Origin of the sequence: Grimontia sp. NTOU-MAR1, from assembly GCF_035758505.1 — a bacterium.
Lineage (GTDB): Bacteria > Pseudomonadota > Gammaproteobacteria > Enterobacterales > Vibrionaceae > Enterovibrio > Enterovibrio marinus.
Genome location: NZ_CP142108.1, coordinates 3,414,704 through 3,428,404 on the forward strand (window position 1 = coordinate 3,414,704; position 13,701 = coordinate 3,428,404).

Below are 13,701 nucleotides of genomic sequence, written 5' to 3' on the forward strand. Positions count from 1 at the left end.
AATTTCGCGTTACAAGGAACAGCATACATGTGTGGGATTGTTGGGATCGTGGGCGAGACCCCGGTTAATCAGTCAATTTACGATGCGTTGACAGTACTTCAGCACCGAGGTCAGGATGCGGCAGGGATTGTCACCATTGACGATAACCGCTTCCGCCTGAGAAAAGCGAACGGCTTGGTCAAAGATGTTTTCCAACTTAAGCACATGCAAAGACTGCAGGGAACCGTGGGTATTGGCCACGCCCGTTACCCAACTGCGGGTAGCTCCAGCGCTTCCGAAGCGCAGCCATTTTATGTGAACTCACCTTACGGCATCACATTGGCTCACAACGGTAACCTAACCAATGCCAATCAGCTTCGTGAATCACTTTTTGCTCAAGACCGACGCCACCTCAACACCACCTCTGACTCAGAAGTCCTTCTTAATGTCCTTGCCCACCAAATCGACAAAGTGGCGTCTCAAGAACTGACAGAAGAAGATGTGTTCAAGGCAGTTCGTGAGCTTCACTCGCAAGTGACCGGTGGCTACGCCGTAGTTGCAATGATTATTGGCCATGGTCTGGTTGCCTTCCGTGACCCACACGGTATTCGCCCGCTTTGTATGGGCAAGCGCACAGTCAATGGTCGTGAAGAGTATATGGTGGCTTCAGAGTCTGTGGCGCTGGATGCAGTTGGTTTTGACTTTGTGCGTGATATAGCGCCGGGCGAAGCCATCTATATTACCTTCGACGGTCGTCTGTTTACCCGCCAATGTGCTGACAACCCTGCATTGTCTCCTTGTATCTTTGAGTTCGTTTACTTTGCGCGTCCGGATTCATTCATCGACAAGATTTCAGTCTACGGCGCACGCATCAACATGGGGCAAAAGCTCGGTGCTAAAATCCGTCGTGAATGGGAAGACTTGGATATTGACGTGGTTATCCCGATTCCTGAAACCTCCTGTGATATTGCATTGGAAATCGCTCAGGTACTTGAGAAGCCATATCGCCAGGGATTCGTGAAAAACCGTTATGTTGGCCGTACCTTTATCATGCCGGGTCAACAGCAACGTCGTAAGTCAGTACGTCGTAAACTCAATGCTATTCGCTCAGAGTTTAAAGACAAATCGGTACTGCTGGTGGATGACTCGATTGTTCGCGGCACCACATCTGAACAAATCATCGAAATGGCAAGAGAAGCCGGCGCGAAGCGTGTATACATGGCGTCAGCTGCACCAGAGATCCGCTTCCCGAATGTTTACGGTATCGACATGCCGAGCGCGAACGAACTGATTGCACACGGTCGCGAAGTCGATGAAATCTGCCAAATTATTGGTGCTGATGGCCTGATTTTCCAAGACCTGAGCGATTTGGAAGAAGCGGTGCGCGACGGTAACCCTGATGTGAAACGCTTTGAAAGCTCGGTGTTCAGTGGCGAGTATGTCACTAGCGATATCAATCAGGAATATCTGGATTATCTGGAAAGTCTCCGTAACGACGACTCTAAAGCGGTCCGTGAACAGCAGCAAGAATTGGCTAACCTCGAAATCTACAACGAGAGCTAAGTTTTGGCTCCTTTGATGGTTAGCTATTCCAACAATAAACGCGGCTATCAAGCCGCGTTTATTAGTTTTAGTCTTAAATTACTGCACAAATTTAATCATTGGACAAACATAGGACCGAAGCCGACATTCCACATGATGACTGTGCTGGCAAGGATCGCAACCAAAAGCACCAAACCGCACGTTACCACTGAACTTGCATAGATAAATCCCCGCTCTTCTGGGATATGCATAATTATCGGCACCCCTGTGTAAAGCAAATACACTGAGTAGGCGATACCAGCCAGACCTACTAACATGACAAACCAAACTATGGGGTAGAGAGCAGCCAGACCTACCATAAATATCGGTGTTGCCGTATAAGCCGCAAGCTCCAGGGCTTGAGTATATGTTGGAGTGGAACCAAACGTTCGACTCATCCAGAGGGTGAGATAGGCAAGAGCCATCACGCCCGTGATGAGTGCAAAATACATCGCGCAGGCGATAATGATCGCACTTTGTTGAGTGAGGAAAATCGGATCACCGACGCCGATTTGCCAGCCAATATGCACACTGGAATAATATGCGCAGATAGGTGGGATGAGCGCCATAATGGCGGCGTGTCCCATACTGTTTGCCGTCCCTTCGTGGAGATCATCAATATTTTTCCATTCTTCTTTCGGATGGGTATAAAGGCCGAGCAAATGTCCCAAAATCATAGGTCGCTCCTTCCTGTAGCGGTAACCAGCAATGTTTTATACGCAACAGCGATACGTGATCGATCGCTTTGTTACATACTAATAACATTAGGTGCTGAGGGACGTCATTCGCAAGTTTTAACCACCAAAAGTATGGTGGTTTTTTAATCACTTATCGAATCTGGGACACTTGGTGATCAGCTTCACTCTTCAATGTTTTCTGAGTGAAAATATGAGAGAGAAAAGTCGATGAATGCACGCAGCTTTGCCGGGTGGTGTGTTTTGTCATGGTACATCAGGAAGATATCACGAGGTTCAGTGGTCCAGCCTGGCAAAATCTGGACGAGTTCACCTTCTTGAATGTCTCTTTGCACCAAAACATCGGGGATCAGTGCGATACCCAACCCATCTTTTGCCGCAGCCCTTACTACACTGAGCTCTGTTGCCTCAAATCGCCCTTGCTGAGAGACACAGATATATTGGCCCTTATCGTTGGAAAGCCGCCATCTCATGAGCGGCCAACCTTTCAAAAGATGATGTTTCTCCAGATCGCAGGCTTCCGTCAGCGGTGCATTTGTTGAAAGGTAACTGGAGCTTGCAACAAGAATATCTCTGACCGTGTGAAGCTTTCTGGCGATCATCGAAGAGTCGCGTTGCGGCCCTATTTTGATAAAAGCATGTTTATCATCCAAGAGGGAAGGTGAGGCATCATTATAGAGTGACAGATCAATCCTAATGTCTGGGTAAGCGACGAGAAAGGCGCTGAACATGGGCTGCAGTAGCTTCATCGCAATATTAGAAGGAGCAGCAAGCCGGATCGTACCGGAAGTGCCCTGGCAATATTCAGACAGGTTTTCAGTCGCTTCCACCAATTGCTCCAATAAAGGCGAGCACCGGTCATAAAAACTTTGTCCGGCTTCCGTCAGTGACAGTTTTCTGGCATCACGATGCAAGAGTTTGATCTTCAGATCTTCTTCTAGCGCCTGAATTCTTCGGGTTAGGGTAGCAATAGGGATTCCCGTCTTTTTTGATGCCGATGTGTAGCTTCCATTCTCGACGATCAGTCGGAAAAGATTTAAATCATCTAATTTCATAGGATTTCACTGTCTTGCGATGGTCTTCAACAAAAAAGTACTGTTTTAGCTATTTCAAATTAACATGGGTCATTTTTCGTTGTCTCATGTCAATATGTGGGACTCTAAAGGTGGTGTGACGGTACTGAAAGATAGAAAATATCCAAATTATTTTCTTTTCAGGATACAGAAAGTTAACCACTTTCGAGTCGTCTAATACAGGCTAGTGATAACCTCGTGCTGATTTTCAAACTATCCTAGTAATAGCAAAGCGCCCGTATTAGACACCAGCAAGGCAAGAGAAAACAGGAGAACATATTGTGTTGGAAGGAAAAGAAGTTCTCATTGTTGAAGATGATCCCGTGTTCAGCCGCATCATTGGTAGTTTTCTTCGTAAGGAAGGGTGCGTAGTAAGAGAAGCCGGGAATGGACTAGATGGATTAAAAGCACTGAGAGAAGGTATTCCTGACTTGTTACTTAGCGACCTCTCTATGCCGGTGATGACCGGACTAGAGTTCGTCGAAGAAGTCAGTATGGAATACCCAATGCTTCCAGTGATTGTTATTTCAGGTACTGGTGGTATGTCAGATGTTGCTCAGGCACTGAGATTTGGTGTGAAAGACTTTTTAATCAAGCCTATCGAAGACATTATGATCGTGAAATCTGCCATTATCTCTGTACTCGAAGATGCAGATGGAGGTGTGAACAGCGATGCGGATTTTTCGCAGCAATGGTTTAAGGTCTCACAAAATGGCGATCAACCGCTGACTGAAGAACTGAAATGGCATCTGGAAGATCTATTGGATAACCCTGGTAATGCTAGAGACCTATTAATAGGCTTGATGCCGGAACAGGATTCCCAGCAAGGCGATTGGCGACTGTCCTATCATTCGTTGCAATCTGCTGACACCAACCCGGTTGTGCTTGATTACACCTGGATGATGGACGGACAGATGGCGTTCTATATGGTTGACAGTGCCTCTGCGGGAGAAAATGGTACGGCGACAACGCTGATGATCCGTGCTTTTTTCAATGAGTATCTCCGTTCGCAAGATGCCGACGAGCGTGGTTTTGTTCACCTTGTCCACCAAATTGAACATGCCATAAAGCGCTCCACCTATGCTAGCCCAATCCGGGCCATGTTTGGCATTTTAAACGCTGCAGACGACCAACTGGACGTTCTGTCAGCGGGCCTAAACGCCGTTGTTGATGGTTCTGGTAAGGCATTGATTGTAAAGAACGATAACTTGTTAGGCATTGACGCATCGAGTACGCGTTTTCAAACCATCGACCTTTCCGGAGGGAGTGTACGGGTATCGCTTAGCGAGATTGGTCTCACCAGCTTCAGTTTAGACATCCAGAGACTGAGCGCTTAATTCGACCGAAACCATCATCTGAAGAACCGCCGGGATAGGCGGTTTTTTTTCGTGATGAAAAATCAACCTCTGCGTTCCAAACTATGAAGCAGTGCAGACTATTTGAGCAGTTAAAGGCTGTCTGCTTGCTGCACAAAGCCCAGCCTAATATACTCAAGCGTTGCGTCGCAAAGATGATGCAAAATTGGCTAGCAATAAATCGGTAAATCGGCGAGAACGACTAGAAATGAATCCATGGTATCTGCTCTATTGTAAACGCAGCGAGCAACAACGCGCTGAGCAGCACCTCAAAAGACAAGGCGTCGATTGTTACTACCCACAGGTAACTGTAGAAAAAATCCGCAGAGGCAAGCGTTCCAGCGAGTTGGAGCCGCTCTTTCCCAACTACGTTTTTGCTTCCTTTGACGCTGAAAAAATCTCTTACACAACAGTACGTTCGACTCGTGGGGTTGTCGACTTTGTTCGACAAGGCGCGATACCAACTGTCGTGCCTATAGAGCTCATCACGGATCTAATGTCTCACGAAGACAGCGATGAACAGCGTGAAGCAATGTGTGAAGTGTTTAAACCCGGTGACGAAGTAGAAGTGCTTTCGGGTCAGTTTGAAGGGACAGAGGCAATATATAAAGAGGCTGACGGGGAATTGCGTTCGATTTTGTTGATCAACCTGATTAGCTTTCAGGTTGAAGTGTCAACGGAAAACAAAGCGCTTCGTAAGAAGTAATCACAATAAACATAGATACCATCGCGTGTTTTGGGGCCGACACCCAAGGGCGGTAGCGTATAGAAAAACAAATATTGGAATCAGCAATGAAGATTTTAGTGACAGGTGGTGCGGGTTTCATTGGCTCCGCAGTCGTTAGGCATATTATTGAAAATACGAAGGATAGCGTTGTTAACTTAGATAAGCTTACCTATGCTGGCAACCTAGAGTCGCTATCCTCGGTTTCTGATAATGCGCGCCATGCATTTGAGCAAGTTGATATCTGTGATCGTACTGAGTTAGACCGCGTATTTTCACAACATCAACCTGACGCAGTAATGCACCTAGCAGCAGAGTCTCATGTTGACCGCTCGATTGATGGTCCAGCAACATTCATCGAAACTAATATTATTGGCTCCTATAATATGCTAGAAGCTGCGCGTCAGTACTGGCATACCTTAGACAGCGATAAGAAAGAAGGTTTTCGCTTTCATCATATATCTACCGACGAAGTTTATGGTGACCTTCAAGCCACCACAGATTTGTTCACTGAAGAAACGTCGTACGAACCATCAAGTCCCTATTCTGCTTCAAAAGCCTCAAGTGACCATTTGGTTCGAGCTTGGTTACGTACTTACGGTTTGCCGACTATCGTGACCAACTGCTCAAACAACTACGGTCCTTACCACTTCCCAGAAAAGCTTATCCCTCTGATGATTCTGAATGCCTTGGATGGCAAAGCCTTACCTGTTTATGGTGATGGTATGCAAATTCGAGATTGGCTATTTGTTGAAGATCATGCCAAAGCTCTTTTTAAAGTGATCACCGAGGGTAAAATAGGTGAAACATACAACATTGGCGGTCATAGCGAAAAAGCGAATATTGATGTGGTTCGGACCATTTGTTCACTTCTTGAAGAGTTGAAACCATCTAAGCCAGAAGGTGTAGCGCGCTATGAGGATTTAATTACCTATGTCGCTGATCGACCTGGGCATGACCTGCGTTACGCGATTGACGCATCAAAAATTGAAAAAGAACTTGGATGGGTGCCTGAGGAAACATTCGAGTCCGGATTAAAGAAAACGGTCATTTGGTATTTAGAGAACAAAGAGTGGTGGACGCGAGTTCTGGATCGCTCATACAGCCTAGAACGTTTAGGCAGTAGCCAGAACCACTAAGAAGAGCTCTTATCAAGCTCTTAAACTCCGCAACTAGGATTAAAAATTTCCATGAAAGGCATCATATTAGCTGGTGGTTCAGGCACTCGGCTGTATCCCATCACACGCGGTATTTCCAAGCAGCTTCTCCCTGTTTACGATAAGCCAATGATCTATTATCCGCTCTCAGTTCTAATGCTTGCGGGGATCAGGGACATTCTCGTAATCACTACTCCGGAAGATAAAGAGAGTTTTACGCGCTTGCTTAGAGACGGTACTCAATTTGGTGTGAACATAGAGTATGCCGTTCAGCCCTCGCCTGACGGCTTGGCCCAGGCTTTCATCATTGCCGAAGATTTCGTCGGAAATGACTCCGTATGTCTCGTGCTCGGAGACAACATATTTTGGGGACAAGGCTTTTCTCCCAAACTCATCAACGCAGCAAATCTGACACATGGCGCAAAGGTTTTTGGCTATAAAGTCAAAGACCCTGAACGATTTGGTGTCGTGGAGTTTGATGAAAACTATAACGCGATCTCCATTGAAGAAAAACCGAGTCAGCCGAAGTCAGAGTTCGCAGTCACTGGCTTATATTTTTACGACAACAAGGTCGTTGATATTGCCAAAACTATCAAGCCTTCGTCGCGCGGTGAACTGGAAATTACTTCAGTCAATCAAGCCTATCTAGAACGCGGAGAGTTGTCTGTTGATTTGTTAGGGCGTGGATTTGCATGGCTAGATACTGGCACCCACGATAGTCTATTGGAAGCTTCAACCTTCGTAGAAACGATTGAAAAGAGGCAAGGTTTTAAAATCGCTTGTCTTGAAGAAATCGCCTTGAGAAATGGTTGGCTGAGCAAAGAAGAAGTAAGACAGATAGCCAACGAACTCAGTAAAAACGGATACGGTCAGTATCTACATTCGTTACTCTGAAGTATTTGGTGAGTGATATGGCCTATTACACAGAAGAAGAACTGAACTCCCTTGGCTTCAAGTCTCTTGGCATCAACGTCAAAGTCAGTAAACTTGCGTCAATATATAACCATGACAGCATCGAACTGGGCGATCACAGTAGAATCGATGACTTCTGTGTTATTTCTGGAAAGGTGAGCATAGGGAAATATTGTCACATAACCCCGATGTGCCTTATCGCAGGAGGCACTCCCGGTGTGTTTCTCGATGATTTTGTGACTTTGGCATATGGCGTAAAGATATTTTCCCAGTCTGATGACTACAGCGGGAAAACGATGACAAACTCACTTGTCCCCCGTGAATTTAAAGACGAAATATTTGAACCAGTGACGCTCGAAAAATACGTCATCGTTGGTGCAAATGCCACAATCTTGCCCGGTACAGTGGTCGCAGAAGGCGGGTCGATTGGTTCGATGACTCTGGTGAACAAAAATACCCAGCCTTGGTCCATGTATGTAGGTGTTCCTGCACGTTACCTAAAAGAACGCAAGCGTGACCTTCTAAAGTTGGTCCCTAAATTTTTGAGTAAAATAGAAAATGATTGAATTTTTCCGACCAACCTACACAGGCAATGAAGAGTCTTATGTTCTTGATTCGATGCGGAATCGCAAAATGGCGGGAGATGGCCATTATTCTAAATTGTGTCAGGAATGGTTTGAGCAACACCTAGGTTGTAGCAAAGCACTTTTAACACCTTCTTGCACTCACGCGTTGGAAATGGCGGCACTACTTATTGATGTGCAGCCAGGTGATGAGATCATCATGCCAAGCTACACCTTTGTGAGTACCGCGAATGCGTTTGTGCTGCGCGGGGCTAAAATTGTGTTCGTCGATGTCAAAAAAGACACCATGAACATTGACGAAGATCTGATTGAACCAGCAATCACAGAGAAAACGAAAGCGATCGTTCCCGTTCACTATGCAGGTACATCCTGTGATATGGACAAAGTGATGGCTATTGCTGAGAAACACGGACTCTACGTTATTGAGGACGCAGCTCAATGTGTAATGTCTCGTTATAAAGGAAAGCCTTTAGGTGCCATTGGCCATATCGGTGCATTTAGTTTCCATGAAACCAAAAACTATACCAGTGGCGGTGAAGGTGGGCTGTTAATCATTAATGATGAACAGTTTGCAGAGCGTGCAGAGATAATCCGTGAAAAAGGGACGAATAGAAAGCTTTTTTTCCGCGGAATGGTCGACAAATATAGCTGGGTAGACCTAGGCAGCAGTTTTCTAATGTCTGATCTTCAAGCCGCATATCTGTGGGGGCAATTAGAACAAATTGAGCGTATCAATGATGAAAGATTAAGCCGCTGGCACTACTACAATGAAAAGCTTTCTGTGTTGGCCAAAGAAGGCAACCTCACGCTTCAAGTTGTCAGTCCTGATTGTGAGCAGAATGCACATATGTTCTTTATTAAGACCAATGATTTTGACGAAAGAACACAACTAATCCGTCATTTGAAAGACAATGACATTAACGCAGTCTTCCACTACATCCCTTTGCATTCATCCAGTGCTGGTGTCAACTTTGGTCACTTCAATGGGGAAGACCGTTTCACCACCAGTGAAAGTGAAAAGCTGATACGCCTACCTTTGTATCATGGGTTAACAAGCCAAGATCAGGATAAAGTCATCGATGCGATTATCGGTTTCTACGCGCAGTAGCACGTATCGAAGGTAAATAAGGATTAAAGAATGAAAAAGGTACTTACCGTATTTGGTACACGGCCAGAAGCCATCAAAATGGCTCCTCTTGTCCACTTATTGAACAAAGATACCGAGCTAGAGGCGAAAGTCTGCGTAACCGCTCAACACCGAGAGATGTTGGATCAAGTGCTTGAACTGTTCGAAATCAAACCGGACTACGATCTTAACATCATGAAGCCTGGGCAGAGCCTGAATGAAGTAACGTCGAACATTTTGCTTAAAATGAAAGACGTTTTCGAAGATTTTAAGCCTGATATTGTATTAGTACATGGAGACACGGCGACGACGCTTGCTGTTTCTTTGGCTGCATACTACGAAAAAATTTGTGTTGGTCATGTTGAAGCGGGTTTAAGGACAGGGAACATTTACTCGCCTTGGCCAGAAGAAGCGAACCGTAAATTAACGGGTGCACTGGCATCTGTGCACTTCGCACCAACAAAGTCATCTAGCGATAACCTTATCAAAGAAAATATCTCCGCTTCAGATATATCAATTACCGGTAATACGGTAATTGATGCCTTGCTATGGGTGAATGAAAAAATTAATAACGACAGTGACATGTCGGCAGCGTTGAGTTCTGCATTCCCTTATTTAGACAGCGATAAAAAGCTCGTCCTTGTGACTGGTCACAGAAGGGAAAACTTTGGCGAAGGTTTTGAAAATATCTGTAAAGCACTCGCTGAAATAGCGAGCCAGCACCCTGACGTACAGATTGTTTACCCAGTCCATTTGAATCCGAATGTGAGTGAGCCAGTAAATCGTATTCTGGCGAACATCAACAACATTCATTTGATTGAGCCACAACAATATCTTCCTTTTGTGTACTTGATGAACCGTTCCCACGTCATTCTGACTGATTCAGGCGGCATTCAAGAAGAGGCCCCTTCGCTAGGTAAGCCGGTGCTTGTTATGAGAGACACAACGGAGCGCCCTGAGGCAGTAGAAGCAGGGACGGTCAAACTGGTTGGAACCAGTGTCGAAAAAATAGTCACTGAAATGTCACTGCTGCTGACGAGCGACGGAGCATATGAGCGCATGAGCAAATCGCATAACCCTTATGGTGATGGCAAGGCATGCGAGAAAATAGTTGCCCGACTAAAGCTATAAACAAAATAAGCAAAAGAGAACTTTGATGAGTGGTATAAACCTCTGCATTTCAGGTGACGTTTTTGATAAAGACAAAGAAGGTCTGAGTCAATTTTGGAAAGGATTTATCGCAATTCAGCGTGTTTTACCACCTTCTCTTCCAATTCACGTTTATGCACATAGCTCCGCAGTCACAAGCGAAGAGCTGATAAAAAAAGTGTATGGAAAGGATCTGAAGCGTCTTCATCTTTCCGACTGTCAGGCCGATTCGTCACTGGATGAGCTGCTAAAAAGTGAAAAGTTCAGTGCTGAAAACCAGAATCAACTCTTTGAGAACTATAACGCTTTATCTTCAAGGGCAAGAGTTATCAATGACCTAGCCAGTGATGCGTCAGGTGATGAGCTGGTATTCATGACTAACTGGAAGGCAGAGTTTGATAAACCTGTTTTGATAGATGCTTCATTGCCGAAAGAGTATATCTATTTTCAGTATGCTGACCTTGTAGATTATGGGTACAGTGAAAATTGGGTGCTGACATCCTGCTCAAAACTATCAGCATTAGCACAACTCCCAGCATTCTATCTGACATCCATAGCGAACTATATAGAAACATCACCAGAAAAAGTGGAAGATACTTTTCCACTTTTCATTAAGAAAACGCGGTTAGGTGATAGCGTCAATACAGCTCGCATTGGTATCTTGAAGCAGGTAGACGGTATCGTTACGAGGCTAACCTCGCTATGTACCGGTACAATCTTTTACAACAAAGTCTTTGGCCTGGGCCTTAGAGTCAAGAATGCCATTAAACGACCTAACACTACCGGTGAGAACACCTTTAACGTGCCAACGTCGTTTAATTTCAAACCAACGCTATCACAATTGAGTCACAGAGGCGCCGTTTTAAAAGGGTACGCTATATCTAAAGGCTTGCGTGAAAATGTTCGATTTATAGATGACGGCGACTTTCTCTCGGATCACAAAGGAAGTGCGATAAACCCAGTAAGTTACTGCTTTGTTATTGTGACTCATTCTGACAAGAAGCAATACTGGCAAATGCTGGTAAGCAGCGCTGAAAAAGCGTTGGGTGATGAATGCCAGAACATTGTCGTTTACGCGGAAGAAGGTGCAGATACCGCAACCACTTTCGAATCGTTGGTCAAGAGCGACAAGGTTTCATTGTTGACTTACTCTGGCGCCCTGAAGCAGCAAACTGCACTGGATGTGTTATTGAAGAGCGGCAGTCTACCGGATGACTACGTTTATACCAGCTTTGACAACCAACCTTTGGTTGGCCGTATTGACACTGTATTGCTCAATAGCTTGCTTCATCACCTATCCGTGAACAATAACGTCAAAATAGATCTTGTAGATTCCTATGATAGCAATCTCAGTCAAACGTCAGACTTTCCAGAACTAAACGTATCAAACGAGCCATCCAAGCGTTGCCTTAACCCGGCCATCTACAATCTAGCAAGATATAGAAATGCGAGGACAGATACCACGAACTCAGGCACCACTCAAACAAACGTAGATAATACGTTTTATTTGATTGGGGACCGGAAAGTAAATAACACATATTCGGTTAACATGGGGTTTCCGCATCTTTTGATAGATGAGATGGGCGAAAGCGCCAACAAAAATTGGCTCAAAGAGCTCTCTGCACTGGAAGAAGAGTTTGAACTGAAAATAGCACCGGAGACAGCAATTGAATAGTGCTATCGTGCCTGATGCAACTCAACAATTGGATGAAGTGATTTCTAAGCTTAGAAATAAAACGCCCTTTTATTTTGTGCGTTTTAGTGATGGCGAAACGGAAATTATTAGAAATCGATTTCTAGAAATTAATCAGGGTAAGACAGTATTCAGAGGTCGGGTGTTTGATAACAAATTCCCGGATTTTGATAAGAAGAAATTTGATCCTAGGTCTGATCAAAAGGTGCGACAAGACTTGCTCGAGTCAGCAGCATTTCGAAAGAGCGGCTTCATGAAAGGTGTGCCCTCTAGCCACAATGACGCGGTAATTGACCGAGAGCTATTCGTTCGTCTAAATGGTGGAATCACCCCTGAAATCAGTTTTGCAGACCTCTTTCTGAATTCAAACTACGCGAGATATAAATCTGAAGTGGTCCCCTTGTTGGGCAACTATGAAAAGATCTATGTTATCGCAAATTACAGAGCCCAACTCATTGGAGAGCTCGCTAGTGGCACCGTCATCAGCATACCTGACAACTTCTTTGCAACGTATGCTGATGTCAAAGAGCTGGTCCTAAATGCGCTCAAAGACATTGAGCCAGGTTCACTCGTTCTGTCTTCGGCGTCTTCTCTCAGCAATATTGTTGGCTGTGAGCTAGCAAAAACTCGTGAAGATATAACCTTCATCGATATCGGAACATCGATTAATAACTTACTTTCGCTTGATAGCAATACGCGTTGTTATCACGATGGAAATCAATCCATTGTGAAGAGAATCAAGAACAAAATGTTCAAGGGGTATAATATAAAATGGTAAATGTGGCTCAGCCAAAGATTGCGGTTGTACTGAATGCCTACAAAAGAACGAAGTACTTAGAACTGCAATTAGATGCAATTGATTCTCAAACAGTAAAGGCTGAAAATATCTATCTGTGGCAAAACAAAGGTGAAATTATACCCGATCACCTGAAGTCTCGTTTTATTCATGCAGAGTGCTCTGAAAATCTAGGAGTATGGGCTAGATTCGCCTACGCATTGAATATTGATGCAGAATATATCTGCGTCTTTGATGATGACACCATCCCTGGGCCGAAATGGTTTGAGAATTGTTTGAAAACGATGGAAACCCATGAAGGTTTGCTAGGCACAAGAGGCTTAAGATTCTTAAGCACTAAACGTTATCATCCCTTTGAAGCGTTCGGGTGGGGTGATACAAACGAAGGCGTAGAGCAAGTTGATATTGTTGGCCACGCATGGTTTTTCAAACGAGAGTGGTTGGCTGCATTTTGGAGTGAACTACCACCAACTGATGCAAGCAAGATCGCTGGAGAGGACATTCACTTCTCCTACATGATCCAGAAAAAACTTGGCCTTGCGACTTACGTACCTCCACACCCAGCGGATGATGAAAGTTGCTGGGGTAGCCTCCCTAAGTACGGCAAAAAACTGGGCATGGACAGCGCAGCGATTTCTTCTAGCCAAACCGCACTTAACCGTTTTGACATTGCACTTCAGTACTATACAAAAAATGGATTTAAGCTTTGTAAAGATATGGATGTGAAAATGCAAAAGGGAGTAGTGATAGGTGCTGGCGTTCGTAAGATCGGCATCGTTCGAAAAATCACTAATCGTTATCCGAAACTCCATGCACTAGGCGGAAAGATTCTAAACCTACTAGCGAAAGCAGGCATTCACATCTAACAAGTTTAAAG

13 protein-coding genes are annotated in these 13,701 nt (G+C 44.8%); 11 read left to right on the top strand and 2 right to left on the bottom strand.

Annotation, left to right across the window (positions count from 1 at the left end; all coding sequences use genetic code 11):
• The first annotated feature begins 27 nt into the window (after positions 1–27).
• Entirely contained in the window at positions 28–1,542 is a 1,515-nt protein-coding gene (gene purF, locus VP504_RS15900) for an amidophosphoribosyltransferase (RefSeq protein ID WP_062704700.1), read from the top strand.
• Between the two features lie 95 nt (positions 1,543–1,637).
• On the opposite strand, the gene VP504_RS15905 is transcribed toward purF, so the two are convergent.
• Together VP504_RS15905 and VP504_RS15910 are read right to left on the bottom strand one after the other, a co-directional pair.
• Positions 1,638–2,237 carry a Yip1 family protein gene (locus VP504_RS15905; protein ID WP_062704702.1) on the bottom strand — a complete coding sequence of 200 codons (600 nt, stop codon included), beginning with the start codon at positions 2,235–2,237 and terminating at the stop codon, positions 1,638–1,640.
• A gap of 182 nt (positions 2,238–2,419) precedes the next feature.
• A complete protein-coding gene (locus VP504_RS15910) occupies positions 2,420–3,310 on the bottom strand; it encodes a LysR family transcriptional regulator (RefSeq protein ID WP_325892017.1) in 891 nt (296 codons plus the stop codon).
• A 299-nt stretch (positions 3,311–3,609) separates the two neighbouring features.
• Between VP504_RS15910 and VP504_RS15915 the strand changes: the two genes are divergently transcribed.
• The 10 genes from VP504_RS15915 (at position 3,610) to VP504_RS15960 (ending at position 13,690) form a co-directional block, all read left to right on the top strand.
• Positions 3,610–4,665 (top strand): response regulator, encoded by a 1,056-nt coding sequence (locus VP504_RS15915; protein ID WP_062704706.1) that lies wholly within the window; start codon positions 3,610–3,612, stop codon positions 4,663–4,665.
• A gap of 226 nt (positions 4,666–4,891) precedes the next feature.
• Positions 4,892–5,389 (top strand): transcription/translation regulatory transformer protein RfaH, encoded by a 498-nt coding sequence (gene rfaH, locus VP504_RS15920; protein WP_325892018.1) that lies wholly within the window; start codon positions 4,892–4,894, stop codon positions 5,387–5,389.
• An 86-nt stretch (positions 5,390–5,475) separates the two neighbouring features.
• Complete coding sequence (gene rfbB, locus VP504_RS15925; RefSeq protein WP_325892019.1) at positions 5,476–6,546, top strand: dTDP-glucose 4,6-dehydratase; 1,071 nt, start codon at positions 5,476–5,478, stop codon at positions 6,544–6,546.
• A gap of 51 nt (positions 6,547–6,597) precedes the next feature.
• Entirely contained in the window at positions 6,598–7,458 is an 861-nt protein-coding gene (gene rfbA / locus VP504_RS15930; RefSeq protein WP_325892020.1) for a glucose-1-phosphate thymidylyltransferase RfbA, read from the top strand.
• A gap of 17 nt (positions 7,459–7,475) precedes the next feature.
• A complete protein-coding gene (locus VP504_RS15935) occupies positions 7,476–8,042 on the top strand; it encodes an acyltransferase (RefSeq protein WP_325894063.1) in 567 nt (188 codons plus the stop codon).
• Positions 8,035–9,168, top strand: coding sequence for a dTDP-4-amino-4,6-dideoxygalactose transaminase (rffA, locus tag VP504_RS15940; protein ID WP_325892021.1), 1,134 nt, complete (start codon positions 8,035–8,037; stop codon positions 9,166–9,168). The genes VP504_RS15935 and rffA overlap by 8 nt, the downstream gene beginning before the upstream one ends.
• A 30-nt stretch (positions 9,169–9,198) precedes the next feature.
• Complete coding sequence (gene wecB, locus VP504_RS15945) at positions 9,199–10,317, top strand: non-hydrolyzing UDP-N-acetylglucosamine 2-epimerase (RefSeq protein ID WP_325892022.1); 1,119 nt, start codon at positions 9,199–9,201, stop codon at positions 10,315–10,317.
• Between the two features lie 25 nt (positions 10,318–10,342).
• Positions 10,343–12,010 carry a hypothetical protein gene (locus tag VP504_RS15950; RefSeq protein ID WP_325892023.1) on the top strand — a complete coding sequence of 556 codons (1,668 nt, stop codon included), beginning with the start codon at positions 10,343–10,345 and terminating at the stop codon, positions 12,008–12,010.
• Positions 12,003–12,806, top strand: a complete 804-nt coding sequence (locus tag VP504_RS15955; protein ID WP_325892024.1) for a hypothetical protein — start codon at positions 12,003–12,005, stop codon at positions 12,804–12,806. Before VP504_RS15950 ends, VP504_RS15955 begins: the two co-directional genes overlap by 8 nt.
• Positions 12,800–13,690 carry a glycosyltransferase family 2 protein gene (locus tag VP504_RS15960; RefSeq protein ID WP_325892025.1) on the top strand — a complete coding sequence of 297 codons (891 nt, stop codon included), beginning with the start codon at positions 12,800–12,802 and terminating at the stop codon, positions 13,688–13,690. The genes VP504_RS15955 and VP504_RS15960 overlap by 7 nt, the downstream gene beginning before the upstream one ends.
• The last annotated feature ends 11 nt before the right edge of the window (positions 13,691–13,701 follow it).

Bases quoted from the DNA above. Each gene is read 5' to 3' on its own strand.
- purF (WP_062704700.1), top strand. From the start codon at position 28: ATGTGTGGGATTGTTGGGATCGTGGGCGAGACCCCGGTTAATCAGTCA.
- VP504_RS15905 (WP_062704702.1), bottom strand. From the start codon at position 2,237: ATGATTTTGGGACATTTGCTCGGCCTTTATACCCATCCGAAAGAAGAA.
- VP504_RS15910 (WP_325892017.1), bottom strand. From the start codon at position 3,310: ATGAAATTAGATGATTTAAATCTTTTCCGACTGATCGTCGAGAATGGA.
- rfaH (WP_325892018.1), top strand. From the start codon at position 4,892: ATGAATCCATGGTATCTGCTCTATTGTAAACGCAGCGAGCAACAACGC.
- rfbB (WP_325892019.1), top strand. From the start codon at position 5,476: ATGAAGATTTTAGTGACAGGTGGTGCGGGTTTCATTGGCTCCGCAGTC.
- rfbA (WP_325892020.1), top strand. From the start codon at position 6,598: ATGAAAGGCATCATATTAGCTGGTGGTTCAGGCACTCGGCTGTATCCC.
- VP504_RS15935 (WP_325894063.1), top strand. From the start codon at position 7,476: ATGGCCTATTACACAGAAGAAGAACTGAACTCCCTTGGCTTCAAGTCT.
- rffA (WP_325892021.1), top strand. From the start codon at position 8,035: ATGATTGAATTTTTCCGACCAACCTACACAGGCAATGAAGAGTCTTAT.
- wecB (WP_325892022.1), top strand. From the start codon at position 9,199: ATGAAAAAGGTACTTACCGTATTTGGTACACGGCCAGAAGCCATCAAA.
- VP504_RS15950 (WP_325892023.1), top strand. From the start codon at position 10,343: ATGAGTGGTATAAACCTCTGCATTTCAGGTGACGTTTTTGATAAAGAC.
- VP504_RS15960 (WP_325892025.1), top strand. From the start codon at position 12,800: ATGGTAAATGTGGCTCAGCCAAAGATTGCGGTTGTACTGAATGCCTAC.